15 protein-coding genes are annotated in these 17,473 nt (G+C 67.0%); 8 read left to right on the top strand and 7 right to left on the bottom strand.

The window, feature by feature from the left end; genetic code table 11:
• Positions 1 to 60 precede the first annotated feature (60 nt).
• Positions 61 to 321, top strand: a complete 261-nt coding sequence (locus E0E05_RS00435) for a hypothetical protein (protein WP_131614894.1) — start codon at positions 61 to 63, stop codon at positions 319 to 321.
• Between the two features lie 140 nt (positions 322 to 461).
• Positions 462 to 2,294, top strand: coding sequence for an ABC-F family ATP-binding cassette domain-containing protein (locus E0E05_RS00440; RefSeq protein ID WP_131614895.1), 1,833 nt, complete (start codon positions 462 to 464; stop codon positions 2,292 to 2,294).
• 129 nt (positions 2,295 to 2,423) lie between these two features.
• On the opposite strand, the gene phbB is transcribed toward E0E05_RS00440, so the two are convergent.
• Entirely contained in the window at positions 2,424 to 3,146 is a 723-nt protein-coding gene (gene phbB, locus E0E05_RS00445) for an acetoacetyl-CoA reductase (protein WP_131614896.1), read from the bottom strand.
• Between the two features lie 108 nt (positions 3,147 to 3,254).
• Positions 3,255 to 4,430, bottom strand: coding sequence for an acetyl-CoA C-acetyltransferase (locus E0E05_RS00450; protein WP_131614897.1), 1,176 nt, complete (start codon positions 4,428 to 4,430; stop codon positions 3,255 to 3,257).
• 239 nt (positions 4,431 to 4,669) lie between these two features.
• On the opposite strand from E0E05_RS00450, the gene phaR reads away from it, so the two are divergent.
• Positions 4,670 to 5,290 (top strand): polyhydroxyalkanoate synthesis repressor PhaR, encoded by a 621-nt coding sequence (gene phaR, locus E0E05_RS00455; protein WP_131614898.1) that lies wholly within the window; start codon positions 4,670 to 4,672, stop codon positions 5,288 to 5,290.
• Positions 5,291 to 5,303: 13 nt separating this feature from the next.
• On the opposite strand, the gene pdxY is transcribed toward phaR, so the two are convergent.
• Positions 5,304 to 6,224 (bottom strand): pyridoxal kinase PdxY, encoded by a 921-nt coding sequence (gene pdxY / locus E0E05_RS00460; protein WP_131614899.1) that lies wholly within the window; start codon positions 6,222 to 6,224, stop codon positions 5,304 to 5,306.
• Complete coding sequence (locus E0E05_RS00465) at positions 6,221 to 6,511, bottom strand: hypothetical protein (RefSeq protein WP_244597855.1); 291 nt, start codon at positions 6,509 to 6,511, stop codon at positions 6,221 to 6,223. Before E0E05_RS00465 ends, pdxY begins: the two co-directional genes overlap by 4 nt.
• Positions 6,512 to 6,625: 114 nt before the next feature.
• On the opposite strand from E0E05_RS00465, the gene E0E05_RS00470 reads away from it, so the two are divergent.
• The 3 genes from E0E05_RS00470 to E0E05_RS00480 all read left to right on the top strand — a co-directional run bounded on the left by E0E05_RS00470 (position 6,626) and on the right by E0E05_RS00480 (position 13,344).
• The gene (locus E0E05_RS00470) at positions 6,626 to 11,434 is read left to right on the top strand and encodes an NAD-glutamate dehydrogenase (RefSeq protein ID WP_131614900.1); all 4,809 of its coding nucleotides are present in this window, start codon (positions 6,626 to 6,628) and stop codon (positions 11,432 to 11,434) included.
• Positions 11,435 to 11,465: 31 nt separating this feature from the next.
• Positions 11,466 to 12,830, top strand: coding sequence for an MFS transporter (locus tag E0E05_RS00475; RefSeq protein ID WP_131614901.1), 1,365 nt, complete (start codon positions 11,466 to 11,468; stop codon positions 12,828 to 12,830).
• A 316-nt stretch (positions 12,831 to 13,146) separates the two neighbouring features.
• Complete coding sequence (locus tag E0E05_RS00480) at positions 13,147 to 13,344, top strand: hypothetical protein (RefSeq protein ID WP_131614902.1); 198 nt, start codon at positions 13,147 to 13,149, stop codon at positions 13,342 to 13,344.
• Positions 13,345 to 13,374: 30 nt separating this feature from the next.
• On the opposite strand, the gene E0E05_RS00485 is transcribed toward E0E05_RS00480, so the two are convergent.
• From E0E05_RS00485 to E0E05_RS17850, 3 genes are all read right to left on the bottom strand, one after another.
• Positions 13,375 to 14,331 carry an acetyl-CoA carboxylase carboxyltransferase subunit alpha gene (locus E0E05_RS00485; protein ID WP_131614903.1) on the bottom strand — a complete coding sequence of 319 codons (957 nt, stop codon included), beginning with the start codon at positions 14,329 to 14,331 and terminating at the stop codon, positions 13,375 to 13,377.
• A 98-nt stretch (positions 14,332 to 14,429) separates the two neighbouring features.
• The gene (locus E0E05_RS00490; protein ID WP_131614904.1) at positions 14,430 to 15,356 is read right to left on the bottom strand and encodes a site-specific tyrosine recombinase XerD; all 927 of its coding nucleotides are present in this window, start codon (positions 15,354 to 15,356) and stop codon (positions 14,430 to 14,432) included.
• A 37-nt stretch (positions 15,357 to 15,393) separates the two neighbouring features.
• Positions 15,394 to 15,624: a hypothetical protein gene (locus tag E0E05_RS17850; RefSeq protein ID WP_428977584.1), complete on the bottom strand. Its 231-nt coding sequence runs from the start codon at positions 15,622 to 15,624 to the stop codon at positions 15,394 to 15,396.
• 125 nt (positions 15,625 to 15,749) lie between these two features.
• Between E0E05_RS17850 and E0E05_RS00500 the strand changes: the two genes are divergently transcribed.
• Together E0E05_RS00500 and aroB are read left to right on the top strand one after the other, a co-directional pair.
• Positions 15,750 to 16,346 carry a shikimate kinase gene (locus tag E0E05_RS00500; RefSeq protein WP_131614905.1) on the top strand — a complete coding sequence of 199 codons (597 nt, stop codon included), beginning with the start codon at positions 15,750 to 15,752 and terminating at the stop codon, positions 16,344 to 16,346.
• Entirely contained in the window at positions 16,343 to 17,470 is a 1,128-nt protein-coding gene (gene aroB / locus E0E05_RS00505; RefSeq protein ID WP_131614906.1) for a 3-dehydroquinate synthase, read from the top strand. Before E0E05_RS00500 ends, aroB begins: the two co-directional genes overlap by 4 nt.
• The last annotated feature ends 3 nt before the right edge of the window (positions 17,471 to 17,473 follow it).

The raw sequence follows: 17,473 nt of genomic DNA on the forward strand, positions 1-17,473 counted from the left end.
GACACTTTGCGAACTTTGTGGTGCGCATAGTTCGAACGATCTCAACAGGGAGACCAAGACATGAAAATTGCATTGACGATCGCCGCTGTGGCGACCGCCGGCATGCTGGCCGCCGGCTGCACGACGACCGAGCAGCGGGCCGCGGGCGGCGCATTGCTGGGCGGCGGTATCGCAGCTGCGACGGGCGGCAATGCCGGCACGATCGCCGCAAGCGCGGCCGCTGGCGCAGGCGCCGGTGTCCTGCTCGATACGCTCGATGACGGCCGGACCTGCCGCTATCGCCGTCCCGACGGCAGCACCTACATCGCGCGCTGCCCGTAAGCGGCAACGCATGAGCGACGGATCGCGGCTCGCCTGACGGCGGGCCGCGTCCGCACGCGACGATAACGGTCGACCCGATGGGTTGATTTCCGTCGGCGCGATCGGCACATGCGCATCGATCCGATGCACTGGACGATGCCATGGCCGCGCCCGCGCCGCTTTTGCGGCTCGAAGACATCTCGTTGACGTTCGGCGGCGCACCGCTGCTGGCCGATGTCGCCGTCTCCGTTCATCAGGGCGACCGCATCGCGCTCGTCGGCCGCAACGGATCGGGCAAGTCCACGCTTCTGAAGATCGCGGCCGGGCTCGTCGAACCCTCGGCGGGCGAGGTCATCACGGAACGCGGCGCGACCGTGCGCTACCTGCCACAGGCCCCCGATCTTGCCGATTATCCGAGCCTTCGGGCCTATGCCGAGGCGGACCTCGGCCCCCTCGACGACCCCCACCGCGCCGAGCGCCTGCTGATCGAACTGGGCCTCGATCCGGAACGGGGCCCCGCCGGCCTTTCGGGCGGTGAGGCGCGCCGCGCCGCGCTTGCGCGCACGCTCGCGCCCGAACCCGATCTCGTCCTGCTCGACGAGCCGACCAACCATCTCGACCTTCCCGCGATCGAATGGCTCGAAGGCGAGATCGCGCGCATGGCATCGGCGGTCGTCGTCATCTCGCACGACCGTCGGTTCCTCGAGAACGTCAGCCGCAAGACCTTCTGGCTCGACCGCGGCACGGTGCGCGAGAATCGCGCCGGCTTCGGCGCGTTCGAAGCCTGGCGCGATAAGGTGCTGGAGGAAGAAGAACGCGACCTGCACAAGCTCAAGCGCAAGATCGTGCGCGAGGAGCACTGGCTGACCTATGGCGTCACCGCGCGCCGCAAGCGCAACCAGCGCCGCCTCGGCGAACTCAACGCCCTGCGCCAGCGCTTCCGGAGCCACGAACGCGCGCCCGGAACCGCGAAGCTCGAGGCGACCGAAACGGCCGCATCGGGCAAGCTGGTCATCGAGGCAGGCTCCGTCTCCAAGACGCTCGGCGGAAAGCCGCTGGTGCGCGACTTCTCCGTCCGGGTCCATCGCGGCGACCGGATCGGGCTTGTCGGCCCGAACGGCGCCGGCAAGACGACGCTCGTCCGCCTCCTCACAGGCGACCTGGACCCGGATGAAGGCACCATACGCCATGGCGCTAATACCGAACTGGCGATGCTCGACCAGCGCCGTGCCGCGCTCGATCCCGACGAGACGCTCGAACACTTCCTGACCGATGGGCGCGGCCAGTCGCTGATCGTCGGCGGTGCTCAAAAGCACGTCGCGTCCTACATGAAGGATTTCCTGTTCAATCCGGAACAGGCCCGAACGCCGGTGCGCGAACTCTCCGGCGGCGAGAAGGCCCGGCTCGTACTGGCAAAGCTTCTGGCGCGACCGGCCAATCTGCTCGTTCTCGACGAGCCGACCAACGATCTCGACATGGAAACCCTCGACCTGCTCGAAGAACTCGTCGCCGGCTTCGACGGCACCGTGCTTCTGGTCAGCCACGACCGCGACTTTCTCGATCGGACGGTCAATGCCGTGATCGCGCCCGATCCCGACCGCGACGGCCGCTGGATCGCCTATGCCGGCGGCTATTCGGACATGGTCGCCCAGCGCGGCGCCGCCAAAGAAAAGCCCCGGTCTGCGACCAGCGACTCGCCTTCCCGGTCCCGGCCAAACCCGCGCGAAAAGGAGAGCCGGCCACCGGCCCCGTCCGGCAAGCTCTCCTACAAGGACAAGTTCGCGCTCGAAACCCTGCCCGGCGAAATCGAGGCGCTCGCCGGCGAGATTGCGGAACTCGAAGCGCGGCTCGCCGATCCGGACTTCTTCGCGCGCGATCCGGCCGGCTTCTCCGCGACAGCCGAGGCGCTCGAAGAACGGCGTGCCGAGCACGCAGCCAAGGAAGAACGCTGGCTGGAACTTGAAATGCTGCGCGAAGAGATAGAGGCGGGCTGAGCCCGGGACGCACCGCCCCGCCGACCACCGTTCATCTGCGGTTCAGCAGGACCCCGTCAGGGTCGGAAGCCTCTACGCCACGGAAAAGGCCGCGCATTCGATGGGGCATGCGCGGCCACCCGACCGTGGCTAGCTGAAGAACTGTCCGCCATTGGCCGAAATCGTCGACCCGGTGATGAAGCCGGCATCGTCGGAGGCGAGGAACGCCACACAGCGGGCGATCTCGTCGGGTTCGCCCAGGCGGCCGGCCGGGATTTGCGCGATGATCTGTTCGCGCACCTTTTCCGGCACCGCCATGACCATTTCGGTTGCGATATAACCCGGACAGATCGCGTTGACCGTGATGTTGGCCCGGGCGCCTTCCTGGGCGAGGCTGCGCACGATGCCGATATCGCCGGCCTTCGTGGCCGCATAGTTGGCCTGCGCGAACTGCCCCTTCTGACCGTTGACCGAACTGATCACGATCACGCGGCCGAACTTGCGCTCGCGCATGCCGGGCCAGACCGGATGGATCGTGTTGAAGACACCGGTCAGATTGGTGTCGATCACCTCTTTCCACTGGTCGGGCGTCATCTTGTGGAATGGCGCATCGCGCGTGATGCCGGCATTGGCGACCACGACATCGATCGGACCGAGGTCGGCCTCGACCTTCTCGATGCCGGCCTTGGACTCGTCATAGTCGGCGACGTTCCACTTGTAGGTCGCAATGCCGGTCGCGTCGGTGAAGGCCTTGGCCTTTTCGTCGTTGCCCGCATAGGTCGCCGCGACCGTGTAGCCGGCATCCTTCAGCGCCTTGGAAATCGCCTCGCCGATTCCGCGCGTTCCTCCCGTGACAAGCGCCACTTTGCTCATGATTGGTTCTCCTCCCTTTTTTGGGCCAACAGCGAATGGCGAGTAGCGAACAGATCGAAACGCGCGCTACGCAGCCACTCCCTATTCACCATTCGCTATTCGCTTCCCTCAGTCCCGTTCCACGCACATCGCAACGCCCATGCCGCCGCCGATGCACAGCGTGGCAAGCCCCTTCCTGGCGTCGCGACGGGCCATTTCGAACAGCAGCGTGTTCAGGATGCGGGCACCCGATGCGCCGACAGGGTGACCGATCGCGATCGCCCCGCCATTGACGTTGACGATCTCCGGGTTCCAGCCCATGTCCTTGTTGACCGCGCAGGCCTGGGCGGCGAACGCCTCGTTGGCCTCGACCAGATCGAGATCGTCGGTCTTCCAGCCCGCCTTTTCGAGCGCCTTGCGCGAGGCCGGGATCGGCCCGGTGCCCATGATCTGCGGATCGACGCCGGCCGTCGCCCAGGAGACGATCCGCGCCATCGGCGTGATGCCCCGCCTTTCGGCTTCGGCCGCGCTCATCAGCACCGCTGCCGCGCCGCCATCGTTGATGCCCGACGCGTTCGCCGCCGTCACCGTGCCCTCCTTGTCGAAGGCCGGGCGCAGCTTGCCGACGCCGTCCAGCGTCACGCCGTGCTTGATGTACTCGTCGTCCTCGACCACCGTCTCGCCCTTGCGGTGCTTGACGGTGTGGGCGACGATCTCGTCCTTGAACTTGCCGGCCTTCTGGGCCGCTTCGGCCTTGTTCTGGCTGGCGACGGCGAACTCGTCCTGCTGATCGCGGGTAAGCTGCCACTGGCGGGCGACGTTCTCGGCCGTATTGCCCATGTGATAGCCGTAGAACGCATCCATCAGGGCGTCCCTGAGCATGGTGTCGACCAGCTTGACGTCGCCCATCTTGGTGCCGCCGCGCAGGTGCTGGCAGTGCGGGGCCATCGACATCGATTCATGGCCGCCGGCGACCACGATCGACGCGTCGCCCGTGGCGATCTGCTGCATGCCGAGCGCCACCGCGCGCAGGCCCGAACCGCACAGCTGGTTGATGCCCCAGGCCGTGGTTTCCTGCGGGCAGCCGGCCGCCATGGCCGCCTGGCGCGCCGGGTTCTGCCCCTCGCCGGCCGAGAGGATCTGGCCCATGATCACCTCGTCGACATCGGCCGGATCGACGCCGGCACGCTCCAGCGCGCCCTTGATCGCCGTCGCGCCCAGTTCGTGGGCGGGGACGGTGGCGAACGCTCCGTTGAAGGCGCCCACGGGCGTGCGCGCGGCGCTTGCGATGACGATGGGTTCCATGACTGAACTCCTGGATTTTCCGTTCTCGGGGGCGCGGCGAGGCGCCGGGTGCGGCACCTGTGCCATATATCGCCGGCCATGCCTATTGGTTAAAGGGCCAAGACTTGGCGGACCGCGATCACCGATTGGTGCGATGCAAGAAACGTTTTGAATTCGATCAGATGACCGACTACTGTTGCGTCAACAGACAAGGTCGTCAGGCGCGCTGACGGCGACGGACGGACCTGAAGGAGATGTCCATGGCCAAGAACGATGGCGCAACGATCATCAAGAAGTACGCCAATCGCCGCCTCTACAACACCGGAACGAGCACCTATGTGACGCTCGACGACCTGGCGACGATGGTCAAGGAGGACGAGGATTTCGTCGTCCAGGACGCCAAGTCCGGTCAGGATATCACCCACTCGGTTCTCACCCAGATCATCTTCGAGCAGGAGGCCAAGTCGGGCCAGACCATGTTGCCGGTCTCGGTGCTGCGCCAGCTCATCTCGTTCTACGGCGACCAGATGCAGATGGTCGTGCCGAGCTATCTCGAACACTCCATGGCCGCCTTCGCCAAGGAGCAGGAACGCATCCGCGAGCAAATGGCCTCGATGGTGGGCAAGTCGCCGATGGACGTCATGGCGACCAGCCAGCAGATGTTCGGCGAACAGACCCAGCGCAACATGGCCCTGTTCCAGGAAGCCATGAAGATGTTCAACCCGTTCGCGGTAATGGCCGACATGCAGGCCAAGTCCGAACAGACCGGTTCCGAACAGGGCACGGGCAACGCCGCCGAAGGCGAACGGGCGGGCGACGATCTGCAGACCATGCGCGATCAGATCGCCGAGATGCAGCGCAAGCTCGACAGGCTCGGCTGAACCCGCCGGCCGGTTATTTCACGGCAACCCGCCCGGTTTCCGCAGGCCGCGACCGGTCTTCGATCACCGTCGCATCGATCTTCGACTTCGGCGTCCGGAGAAGGTCGGCATCGGCGGCGAGTGTCAGTTCATCGGCCCCGCGCGCCCTCGTGCTCTGCAGGACGTCATAGACCGAGGCGGTCGCCAGCATCAGCGCCTCGGCCTCGGTGCGGCCATCCAACAGATGCGCGACCAGCAGCGCGGCGGTCAGATCGCCGGTTCCATTCGGCACGCGGGCGAACGCCGGATGTTCGGCCAGAAGCGCTCCATGCGCCGTCACCAGCAGGTTGCCGGTGCGGTCCGGGGCGCCCGCGAACGCGCTCGTCACCAGAACCTTCGGCGGTCCGAGCGTCCGTGCGGCAGCGATCAGGTCGGCATTGTCCTTTAAGGGCCGACCGACGAGCCAAGCGAGTTCGAACCGGTTCGGCGTTGCAATGTCGGCCGCCGGCACCAAGTGCCCGGCGATGGCGTGCGCGACCTCGTCCGGCACGTAGAGCCCGTTCGCGTCGCCGATCACCGGATCGCAGGCGAACATCAGTCCCGGCCGCCTGCGGCGCAGCGACGTCACGGCATCGGCGATCGCAGGAACCTGATCGGGCGAGCCGATATAGCCCGAAAGAACCGCATCAATCTCGCCGGCGAACGGGCCGCCCGCCAGATCGGACATGAAGCCGGCAAACAAAGCCGGATCGTGCACCATGCGCGTCGCCGACCCGTGTCCGGGATGCCAGGGCAGGATCACCGTGGGCACGGCGATCACCGGATGGCCGAGGGTCTCGATCGCGAACACGGCGGCGCGATTTCCGACCGCGCCCCGCGCAACATGGCTGGAGATGACCGCAACGGCTCCGGGCAGGGGCGTGCGGCCCGCCGCGGATTCGGTCGTCCCGGTCATCGGGCCAGATAGCCGATCAGCCAGATCGCAAGACCGATGAAGGCGATGACCGACAGGCCGCGCCCGACCCGTCGACCCCACACTTCCGCCGGATCGGACGGATCGGCATCGGCGCCAGCCAGATGTTCGCGCGCCCGGCCCGCCGCCCGCACGAAAGAGGACTGGCCGACGACTTCCGCGTCGCGCTGGACACGTTCGAGCGCCTTGCGCGCTTCACGTTCGTTGGCGTGGGGATCGGGCTTGTCGTTCATCTCGTCGTCCACGGCCGGCACGGGGCATGCGTTCATCGCCACCGCCAGTCGCCCTGCATTTTGTAATGCAAACTGCCATGGCGCTGTTATGCTGTCGGTCTAGACCGCAAGGGCTGGCAAGTAAACGATAAAAGACCGACGGGAGGGGACATGGCAAAGGCAATGGCTGCGACGGCGAAGCGCAAGCTGACCCGAATCACCGACACGCTGGAACCGCAGGCCACGGCTCTCGCCGGCCCCCTGATCGCCGACGCGCACGCCGAGGATCTGGCCAATCTGGAAGAAGAGGTGCTCGCGGCCGCCATAGCGCTGGCCGCCGAGACGGTTGCGATCCATCGCGGACCGGATTCGCTGGTGCGGGTCCGCACGATGACCGACCGCGCCGGCCGGCCGGCCACGCTGTTCGCGGTCGTCAACGAGAACAAGCCCTTCCTGTTCGATTCGGTGCTCGGCGAGATCAACGCGGCCGTTCCCTCGGTCGAGTTCGTCGTCCATCCCGTGCTCGACATCCACCATGACGAAAAGGGCTTCGAGGTCGTCGACAAGTCGCGGCCGGGCATGGCGCTGCAGGAGACCGTCCGCACCAGCGTCATCTCCGCGATCGTCACCGGGATCGACGAGGCCCAGGCCGAAAAGATGGCCGACAACATCCGGTCCACCCTCGGTCAGGTGGCCTCGGCCGTGCGCGACTGGCGCGCCATGCTGGACCGGCTGGACGCGGTCGTCGCCGAACTGGAGAACGGCGTCCTGCCGGCACGCAAGAGCGACGTGAAGGAGGCGCTCGAATTCCTGCACTGGCTGCGCGAGGACAATTTCACCTTCCTCGGCATCCGCGAGTACGACTTCGTCGGCGGCGAAAAGCGCGGCAAGCTGCAGCGCGCCGACCAGCCGGCGCTCGGCATCCTCAGCGATCCCGACGTGCGTATCCTGCGGCGCGGCGACGATCCGGTGACCACGACGCCCGAGATTCGCGCCTTCCTGAACAGCCGCGACATCCTGATCGTCACCAAGGCGAACCTCAAGTCGGTCGTCCACCGCCGCACCTACATGGATTACATCGGCATCAAGCGCTACGACGACAAGGGAAAGCTGTCGGGCGAACTGCGGCTGGTCGGCCTGTTCACCTCGACCGCCTACACGCGCTCGGTGCTGCGCATCCCCTATCTGCGTTCGAAGATCGAGGCGGTGATCAAGCGCTCGCACCACGACCCCGACAGCCATTCGGGCAAGGCGCTGCTCAACGTGCTCGAATCCTATCCGCGCGACGAACTGTTCCAGATCGACGCGCCTGTGCTGACCCGTCACGCCGAGGCGATCGTGGCGCTGTCGGACCGTCCGCGCGTGCGCGTGCTCAGCCGCATCGACGCGTTCGACCGTTTCGTCTCGATCATCGTGTTCGTGCCGCGCGACCAGTACGATTCGGACATACGCGAACGGATCAGCGCCTACATGGCGCAGATGTATGACGGCCACGTCTCGGCCTTCTATCCGGCCTTCCCCGAGGGGCAGCTTGCGCGGGTCCACATCATCATCGGCCGGCGCAAGGGCAAGACGCCGACACCGACCCAGGCCTCGCTCGAGCGCGGCGTGGCGGCGATCATTCGCAGCTGGCAGGACGCGCTGCGCGAGGCGATCGTCGAGGCCGGCCTTGCGGTCGACGGCGATCTGTTCGCTTTCCCCGAATCCTACCGCGACACGGTGACGACCGAGCAGGCCGTCTCCGACCTTGCCTTCATCGACGCGATCACCGCCCAGAACCCGATGGCCGTCGATTTCCATCAGGAGGAGACGGCGGAGGAGCACACGGCCTCGCTGCGCATCTTCCACGCCGACGAGCCGGTCGCCCTGTCCGAGCGCGTGCCGCTGCTCGAGAACATGGGCTTCCGCGTCATCGCCGAACTGACCTACCGGATCGGCTGCAACGCGTCGCAGGAGGACCGTCCGCACTGCATCTGGCTGCACGTCATGCAGATCGAAAGCGCCTCGGGCGCGCCGGTCTCGCTCGGTGACGACGGCGAACTGTTCGAGGAGGCGTTCCGCGCCGTCTGGGCACGACAGATCGACAACGACCGTTACAATGCGCTGATCCTGGCGACCGGCATGAGCGCGCGCACGGTCACCGTGCTGCGCAGCTATGGCCGCTATCTGCGGCAGGCCGGCATCGCCTACAGCCAGGACTACATGGCGATCACGCTCGAACGCCACGCCGAACTGGCGCGGCAACTGTTCGAACTGTTCGACGCACGCTTCAATCCGGCGCGCCAGGCCGATCCTGACGAGGACACGGCCGTCACCGAAAAGCACCTGCTCGCCGCCTTCCGCGACGCGCTCGCCGAGGTCCCTTCGATCGACGAGGACCGCATCCTGCGGCGCTTCTGCTCGGCCATCCTGGCAACGCTGCGCACCAGCTTCTACAATCCCGATCCCGACGGCGGGAACCGCACGACGCTGGCGCTCAAGCTCGACCCCAAGGCGATCGATTCGCTGCCCGAGCCACGCCCCTATCGCGAGATCTTCGTGTTCGGTCCCGAGGTCGAGGGGGTGCATCTGCGCTTCGGCCCGATCGCCCGTGGCGGCCTGCGCTGGTCGGACCGTTCGGAGGACTACCGCACCGAGGTGCTCGGCCTGGTCAAGGCGCAACAGGTCAAGAACGCGGTGATCGTGCCCGTCGGCGCCAAGGGCGGCTTCCTGCCCAAGCGGCTGCCCCGGAGCGGCAGCCGCGAGGAGTTCTTCGAGGCTGGGCGGCAGGCCTACATCACCTTCGTCTCCGCGCTTTTGTCGGTGACCGACAATCTCGACGGCGAGACGGTCGTTCCGCCGCCGCACACGGTGCGCCGCGACGGCGAGGACCCCTATCTCGTCGTCGCCGCCGACAAGGGCACGGCAAGCTTCTCCGACACCGCCAACGCAATCTCGCAGGCGCATGGCTTCTGGCTCGACGATGCGTTCGCATCGGGCGGCTCGGCCGGTTACGACCACAAGAAGATGGGCATCACCGCGCGCGGCGCATGGGAGGCGGTCAAGCGCCATTTCCGCGAGATGGACAAGGACATCCAGACCGAACCGTTCACCGTGGTCGGCGTCGGCGACATGTCAGGCGACGTGTTCGGCAACGGCATGCTGCTGTCCGAGCAGATCCGGCTGATCGCCGCCTTCGACCATCGCGACATCTTCATCGACCCGGACCCCGATCCCGCCGCCAGCTTCGCCGAGCGCAAGCGGGTGTTTGAACTGGGCCGGTCGAGCTGGCAGGACTACGACATCTCCAAACTGTCGCGCGGCGGCGGCGTGTTCCCGCGCAGCCAGAAGCTGATCACACTGTCCAAGGCGGCCGCCGACGCGATCGGCCTCGACAAGCAGAAGGCCTCGCCGTTCGAGATCATGCAGGCGATCCTGCAGGCCGACGCGGAGCTGATGTGGTTCGGCGGGATCGGCACCTATATCCGCGCTTCGGACGAACGCGACGCCGAAGTGGGCGACCGCGCCAACGATCCGATCCGCGTCACCGCGCGGCAGGTGCGCGCCAAGGTGATCGGCGAGGGGGCCAATCTGGGCCTGACGCAGCGCGCGCGGATCGAATACGGCCTGCGCGGCGGGCGCTGCAATTCCGACGCGATCGACAATTCGGCCGGCGTCAATTCCTCGGACCTTGAGGTGAACATCAAGATCGCCCTTGCCGGCGCACTTGCCGACGGCACGCTGGCGCGGCCCAAGCGCGACAAGCTGCTTGCCGCGATGACCGGATCGGTCGCCGATCTGGTCCTGCACAACAATTACGAGCAGACGCTCACGATCAGCCGCGCGGAACGGCGCAAGGCCGCCAACCTCGCCCTGCAGGCCCGGCTGATGACCTCGCTCGAGGAACGGGGCATGCTCGACCGGCAGGTGGAGCTGCTGCCCGACGAGGAGACGCTCGCCGAACGACGCCAAGCCGGACAGGGCCTGTCGCGGGCGGAGATCGGCGTGCTTTTGTCCTACGCCAAGATCGTCCTGTTCGACGATCTCGTGCGATCGCAGCTGCCCGACGACCCCTACCTCGAGAAGGACCTTTTCGCCTATTTCCCGCCGCGCATGCGCGAAGCCTATGCCGACAGGATCGCAACGCACCGTCTGCGCCGCGAGATCATCGCCACCCAGCTTGCCAATCAGGTCGTCAACCGTGGCGGCCCCTCCGTGGTCAGCCGCTTCGAGGACGCTACCGGCATGCTGCCCTCTGGCATCACGCGCGCCCACGTCATCTGCCGGGACGCCTATGACATCGAGGCCCTGCACGGCGCGATCGACGCGCTCGACAACAAGGTGTCGGGCGACGCCCAGATGCAGATCTACGACGAACTCGCCGAGGCTCTGCGCACGGCGATCGGCCAGTATCTGAAATGCGGCGACATGACCGGCCCGATCGGGCCGGCCGTCGAGCGGCTCGCCGGCACGCGGGCCGCGCTCGAGCCCGAACTGATGCGGATCGCTCCCGATTACCTGACCGGCTGGATCAGGACCCGGCGCGAGGGGTTCGGCCAGTCCGGCCTCGCCGACACGGCTGCCCGGCGCCTCGCCATGCTGCCGATCATCGCCATGGCGCCGGACATCCAGACGGCGAGCGATGTGACCGGCCTGCCGGTGGTCGAGGCCGCGCGCGGCTATTTCGAGGTCACCAAGAGTTTCCGCATCGGCCGGCTCGAACATCTCGCGCACAAGCTGTCGGCGCACGACTATTTCGACGGTCTCGCCCAGCAGCGCGCGCTCGACACGATCCACGCCGCGCGACTGGCCATTACGACGACCGCGCTTGGCGAAGGCAATGGCGCCGACCCGACCGAGGCGGTGCACGCCTGGGTGGATGCCAACAAGGTGCGCATCGCCCGCGTGCAGGACCGCATCTTCGAGCTGACCGACCATGGCGACCTGACGGTCTCGCGTCTGACCGTCGCGGCGGGGCTGCTGGGAGATCTGGTGGCATAGGGCAGGCGATGACACGATCCGGAGAGCAGCGATGAGCGCGACGGCACAGGAACCCGTACCACTGGTCGGCGCCGGACGGCGCGGCATTTTCAGCTGGATGCTGTTCGACTGGGCGGCGCAGCCGTTCCACACGCTGATCATCACCTTCGTCTTCGCGCCCTATTTCGCCGGCCAGGTCGCCGCCAATCCCGTTGACGGGCAGACCGACTGGGCGATGGCGGCGACGATCGGCGGCTTCATCATCGCCTTTCTGGCGCCCGTGCTCGGCGCGCTGTCGGACGCCACCGGCCCGCGCAAGCCGTGGATCGCGGGCTTTTCGGTGCTCGCGATCCTCGCCGTCTTCTCGCTCTGGTACGTCACGCCCGATCCCGCGCCCGCCAACGTCGCGCTAGCGCTGATCGCCTTCGTCATCGCGCTGATCGGCTTCGAGTTCGCCGCGATCTTCAACAACGCGATGATGCCTGGGCTGGTCGGCCGCGAGAAGCTGGGCGGTCTTTCGGGCAATGCCTGGGCGCTCGGCTATGCGGGCGGTCTGATCTGCCTGATCGCGATGCTCGCTCTGATGGTCGCCGACCCCGACAGCGGCAAGACCCTGCTCGGCCTTGATCCGATCTTCGGGCTCGACCCGTCGGCGGCGGAGGGAGATCGGGCATCGGGCCCTCTGACCGCCATCTGGTTCACCATCTTCGTCATCCCGCTGTTCCTCTTCACGCCCGATGCGGCCCGCCGAAAGGATGCGGTCAACGCCTTCGCGGCCGGCCTGCGCCAGTTGTGGGAAACGATCCGCACGCTGCCGCGCCAGCGCAGCCTGTTCGCGTTCCTGGGCGCCTCGATGTTCTATCGCGATGCGCTAAACGGGCTCTACACGTTCGGCGGCATCTACGCTGTCGGCGTGCTCGGCTGGACCACGATCCAGCTCGGCGTCTTCGGCATCCTCGCCTCGATCACCGGCATCTTCGGCTGCATCCTCGGCGGCTGGCTCGACGCCCGCATCGGAACCAGGACCGTCGTCACGGTCGCCATCCTCACGCTCATCGCCGCGAGCGCACTCGTCATCTCGACGACGGATACGAGCGTCCTGTTCATCGTGCTGGAGGCCGGTTCGGCGGTCCCCGACATCATGTTCTATGTCGCCGGCGCCCTGATCGGCGCCGCCGGCGGCGCATTGCAGGCAGCCTCGCGGCCGCTGCTGGTCGATCAGGTGGGCCACCCCGAACAGATGGGCGAGGCGTTCGGCCTTTATGCCCTGTCAGGCCGGGCCACCGCCTTCCTCGCGCCGGCCGGCATCTGGCTGTTCACCGACTGGTTCGACAGCCAGCGCATCGGCATCACGCCGATCCTGATCCTGTTCGTGCTGGGTCTGCTGCTGCTGGTTCCGGTCCGGTCCCGCACCTGAAAAGGCCCAAAAGGCCACAGTTCGGACATCGTTCGCCACGGGTCCCCCTTGAGCGTCGCGGTGATCCCCAAAAGGTCCCTTTCTCTCCCGAACCTTTTCCACAGGGCTGCTCGACGGCGCCCCGCCGTAACCTCTTGTCAACCAAGCCGATCGGGCAGATCGGCGGCATTTGAGTTCAATCCGCCGATCTCCCCATACCGTTCGTTAACCATGACGCCGCCGCTTCCGCACGAGAATGCGGAATGCCGCGCCCGACAATGCGATACTCGGAGGCGGGCGATGAGAGGGTGGTGGAGCCGTGCGGTGCACGTCTGAAATGATGCGGATCGCGAACATCCTGGCGGGCGATGGCGACCTGTGCGACGACACAATCGAGACGGCGATCGCGGCCGCCGACCGGCGGCTCGACAGCCTTGGCGGCAACGGCAATGTCGTGCCGTTCGATCTCTACCGGGTGCGACGCATCCTTGCGCTCGCCATCCGCCTGCGGCGTGCCGGTTCGGAGCAGGGCTGAACCGCCCGGCTGACCGGCAGACATGCCCGGTCAGATGTTTCGGCCAATGGCGAGAAACTTCTCGCGTCGCTCGCGCCGCAGGGTCTCGCCGTCCTTTTCGCCGAGCGCGGACATGGCCTTCTTCAGATAGGTGTCGGTCTCGGCCATCACGGCAGCCGTGTCGCGGTGCGCTCCGCCCAGCGGCTCGGGGATGATGCCGTCGATGATCTTCAGATCGACAAGGTCCTGCGCGGTGATCTTCATGGCGGTCGCGACGTCCTTGGCCCGCGTCGCGTCGCGCCACAGGATCGATGCGCCCGCTTCCGGAGAGATCACCGAATAGATGGCATGTTCGAGCATGTAGACCTTGTTGGCCGTGGCGATGGCGATCGCGCCACCCGACCCGCCTTCGCCGACGATCACCGAGACGATCGGCACCGAAAGGTTGAGGCACTTCTCTGTCGATCGGGCGATCGCCTCGGCCTGGCCGCGTTCCTCGGCGCCGATGCCCGGGTAGGCGCCCGCCGTGTCCACGAGCGTGATCACCGGCAGTCCGAACCGGTCGGCGAGCTCCATGATGCGCACCGCCTTCCGATAGCCCTCCGGCCGCGCCATGCCGAAATTGTGCTTCAGGCGCGTCTTGGTGTCGTGACCCTTCTCCTGGCCGATCACCGCGACGGGCGTTCCGTGATAGCGGGCAAAGCCGGCCATGATCGCCTGATCCTCGGCGAACTTCCTGTCTCCGGCGAGCGGCGTGAACTCGGTAAACAGTGCCTCGACGAAATCGACGCAATGGGGCCTGTCCGGATGGCGCGCCACCATCGCCTTTTGCCACGGCGTCAGCTTGCGATAGGCCTCCACGAGCGCTTCATGGGACCGCTTTTCCAGCCGGGCGATCTCGTCGGCGACGTCGACGGCGCCTTCCCCGCTCTCGGCGATCTTCTTGAGTTCCAGGATCTGGCCTTCCAGATCGGCAATCGGTTTTTCGAACTCAAGATAGCTGTACATGCGTGATCCGGTGCCCCGTCCTGCCGTTTCGCCGGCTTTTGCGCCCCGCAGGTGGCGGCAAAAGGGCGGCGTGTCAAGAAGCCGCACGGGCGGCGATGTCAGTGCCGCCGTGTCGCAGCGGCCAGCGGATGATGCGCGCTGACCAGCGCGTGCAGGCGCTCGTCGAGCACATGGGTATAGATCTGCGTCGTCGAGATGTCGGCATGTCCGAGCAGTTGCTGCACGACGCGCAGGTCCGCTCCGTTCTGCAGCAGGTGCGTGGCGAAGGCATGCCGCAACACGTGCGGCGAAAGCTGCGCGGCGGCGATGCCGCACCGGGCGCCGAGCGCCTTCAGATCACGCGCCAGCACCTGTCGGGCCACCGGCGCGCCGAAGGTCTCGTTCGGGAAGAGGAACGGGCAATCCACCGCGCGCGGATCGGCGTCCAGCGCCTGCCGGTAGTCGAGACAGGCCGCGCGCGCGGCCTCGGACAGCGGCACGAGCCGCTCCTTGCCGCCCTTGCCCCGGATCGTGAAGAAAGGTTCGGCCCGGCCGAGCAGCGCGGCGGGAAGCCCGGTCAGTTCGCTGATCCGCAGGCCCGTCGCATAAAGCAGTTCAACGACCGCGCGCGTCCGCTTCGCCCGCACCGCATTGGCGCCCGCGCCGTCCGCGTCGGCTTCCGCGCGCGCCCTTTCCAGAAGGCGCGACACGGCGTCCGTGCTCAGGTGCTTCGGCAGGGCGCGGGCCTTCTTCGGCGAGGCGATCGGGCCGGTCGGATCGTCACCGCGAACGCCCTCGGCATAGAGGAACCGGAAGAACTGACGCAGCGCCGACAGCCGCCGCGCCTGCGAACTGGCCGCCAGTCCCTCGCCAGAAAGGGCCCGCAGATAGGAAGCGACATCGGCGGACGCGGCTTGCTGCAGCGGCCTGCCGGTCCTTGTTCGCATATAGCCATCGGCGTCTTCGAGGTCGTGACGATAGGAGGCCAGCGTGTTGGCGGCCGCGCCGCGTTCGGCGCTCATCATTTCCAGAAACGGCTCGATCATGACGCCAGCATATCGCGGGCACCTTACCGAATTCTCGCTATTGCGGATCGGCGGGCTCGTCCTCGCCCCCGGCAGCCTCGACGGCATCGACCGGTTCCGGCTCGGGCTGGCGCACGATGATGCGCTGCGGATCGAGCCGGTCGGCGGGAACCGTCACGCTCATCGGCCGGGTTTGCGGCTCGACGAAGAAGACCAGCGCGGCCATCGCGCCGTAGGCGATGCCCGCCAGGATGCCCAGCACGACGACGAACCGGATCAGACTTGGCATGATGCAGCGCTCGCAATCGTCGGTGGACCAGACATCGAATTCCTTATGCGGCCGGACACGGCCCGAGATCAAGGCCGGCGAATCGCCTTGACTCGGCAATCGTCCTGATGTGCTAACGCCATACGATGACGGAACAATCGACCGACATGGCCGGCGAGGTCGCCGCGCGCCTTAATGGCAGGCCGATCGTGCTGATCGGCATGATGGGCGCCGGCAAGTCGGCGATCGGCCGCAAGCTGGCCGCCCGGCTCGACTGGCCGTTCGTCGATGCCGACCACGAGATCGAGGCGGCGGCCAACATGTCGATTCCCGATATCTTCGAGGCCTATGGCGAGCCGGAGTTCCGTCGCCTCGAGGCCAGCGTGATGGCCCGGTTGCTCGACGCCGGATCCTCGGTGCTGGCGACCGGAGGCGGAGCCTTCATGAACGCCGATACGCGCGCGGCCATCGCCGCGTCGGCCGTCTCGGTCTGGCTGTCGGCCGACATCGATCTTCTGATGGCCCGCGTCGCCCGCAAGTCGACCCGTCCCTTACTGAAGGCGCCCGACCCGCGCGCCGTCATGCAGAAGCTCATCGACGAGCGCTATCCGGTCTACGCCCGGGCCGACGTCACCGTGGCCTCGCGCGATGCCAGCAAGGAGGAGATGGCCCAGACCGTGATCGAGGCGTTGCACGACCATCTGGCCGGCACGCCCGAAAAGGCCGCACAGGACCCGACATGACCACCGACATCGACACCCGCCAGACCGTCCGCGTCGACCTCGGCGCACGTGCCTACGACATCGTCATCGGTCCCGGCGCGCTGCAGGAGACCGGCGAACGGGTCGTGGCGCTGGCGTCCGGTGCCCGATGCGCGATCGTCACCGACGAGAACGTCGCCCCGCTGCATCTGGGCCCACTGGCAGACGCCCTGTCGGCGGCCGGGATCGCCTCGACGCCGATCGTCCTGCCCCCCGGCGAAGCCACCAAGGGTTTCGATCATCTGCAGCAGACGGTCGAGGCGCTGCTCGAGGCGCGGCTCGAGCGCGGCGATCTGGTCGTGGCGCTCGGTGGCGGCGTGATCGGCGATCTGGCCGGCTTCGCGGCCGCCGTCACCCGGCGCGGCATGGATTTCGTTCAGGTGCCGACGTCATTGCTCGCACAGGTGGATTCCTCGGTCGGCGGCAAGACCGGCATCAACGCACCGCAGGGCAAGAACCTCGTCGGCGCGTTCCACCAGCCGCGGCTGGTGATCGCCGACACCGGCGTGCTCGATACCCTGCCGGCACGCGAATTCCGCGCCGGCTACGCCGAGATCGCCAAGTACGGGCTGATCGGCGATGCACCGTTCTTTGCCTGGCTCGAAGAAAACCTCGACGCGATCATGGATGGCGGGCCGGCGCGCACCGATGCCATCGCCCGTTCGTGCCGCGCCAAGGCGGACATCGTCGCCCGCGACGAGCGCGAGGCCGGCGAGCGCGCATTGCTCAATCTGGGCCACACGTTCGGCCATGCGCTCGAGGCGATCACCGGCTACCGGTCGGACATTCTGGTCCATGGCGAGGGCGTCGCCATCGGCATGGTGCTGGCGCACGCCTTTTCGGCGCGCATGAACCTTGCCAGCCCCGACGATGCAAGGCGCGTCGCCGCCCACCTTGAAAGGGCCGGCCTGCCCACCGATCTGTCCGCCATCCGTTCGCACATCGCCGATGCCGACACGCTGATGGACTTCATCGCCCAGGACAAGAAGGTTTCGCGCGGCGCGCTGACCTTCATCCTGACCCGCGGCATCGGCGAGGCCTTCATCGCCCGTGACGTGCCGCCGTCGGAAGTGCGGGCCTTCCTGAAAGACACGCTCGAAAGCTGACCA

The organism is Roseitalea porphyridii, from assembly GCF_004331955.1.
Lineage (GTDB): Bacteria > Pseudomonadota > Alphaproteobacteria > Rhizobiales > Rhizobiaceae > Roseitalea > Roseitalea porphyridii.

Excerpts from the sequence above, each read along its gene's own strand:
- E0E05_RS00435 (WP_131614894.1), top strand. The coding sequence starts at position 61 with ATGAAAATTGCATTGACGATCGCCGCTGTGGCGACCGCCGGCATGCTG.
- E0E05_RS00440 (WP_131614895.1), top strand. The coding sequence starts at position 462 with ATGGCCGCGCCCGCGCCGCTTTTGCGGCTCGAAGACATCTCGTTGACG.
- phbB (WP_131614896.1), bottom strand. The coding sequence starts at position 3,146 with ATGAGCAAAGTGGCGCTTGTCACGGGAGGAACGCGCGGAATCGGCGAG.
- E0E05_RS00450 (WP_131614897.1), bottom strand. The coding sequence starts at position 4,430 with ATGGAACCCATCGTCATCGCAAGCGCCGCGCGCACGCCCGTGGGCGCC.
- phaR (WP_131614898.1), top strand. The coding sequence starts at position 4,670 with ATGGCCAAGAACGATGGCGCAACGATCATCAAGAAGTACGCCAATCGC.
- pdxY (WP_131614899.1), bottom strand. The coding sequence starts at position 6,224 with ATGACCGGGACGACCGAATCCGCGGCGGGCCGCACGCCCCTGCCCGGA.
- E0E05_RS00465 (WP_244597855.1), bottom strand. The coding sequence starts at position 6,511 with ATGAACGCATGCCCCGTGCCGGCCGTGGACGACGAGATGAACGACAAG.
- E0E05_RS00470 (WP_131614900.1), top strand. The coding sequence starts at position 6,626 with ATGGCAAAGGCAATGGCTGCGACGGCGAAGCGCAAGCTGACCCGAATC.
- E0E05_RS00475 (WP_131614901.1), top strand. The coding sequence starts at position 11,466 with ATGAGCGCGACGGCACAGGAACCCGTACCACTGGTCGGCGCCGGACGG.
- E0E05_RS00480 (WP_131614902.1), top strand. The coding sequence starts at position 13,147 with ATGATGCGGATCGCGAACATCCTGGCGGGCGATGGCGACCTGTGCGAC.
- E0E05_RS00485 (WP_131614903.1), bottom strand. The coding sequence starts at position 14,331 with ATGTACAGCTATCTTGAGTTCGAAAAACCGATTGCCGATCTGGAAGGC.
- E0E05_RS00490 (WP_131614904.1), bottom strand. The coding sequence starts at position 15,356 with ATGATCGAGCCGTTTCTGGAAATGATGAGCGCCGAACGCGGCGCGGCC.
- E0E05_RS17850 (WP_428977584.1), bottom strand. The coding sequence starts at position 15,624 with ATGCCAAGTCTGATCCGGTTCGTCGTCGTGCTGGGCATCCTGGCGGGC.
- E0E05_RS00500 (WP_131614905.1), top strand. The coding sequence starts at position 15,750 with ATGACGGAACAATCGACCGACATGGCCGGCGAGGTCGCCGCGCGCCTT.
- aroB (WP_131614906.1), top strand. The coding sequence starts at position 16,343 with ATGACCACCGACATCGACACCCGCCAGACCGTCCGCGTCGACCTCGGC.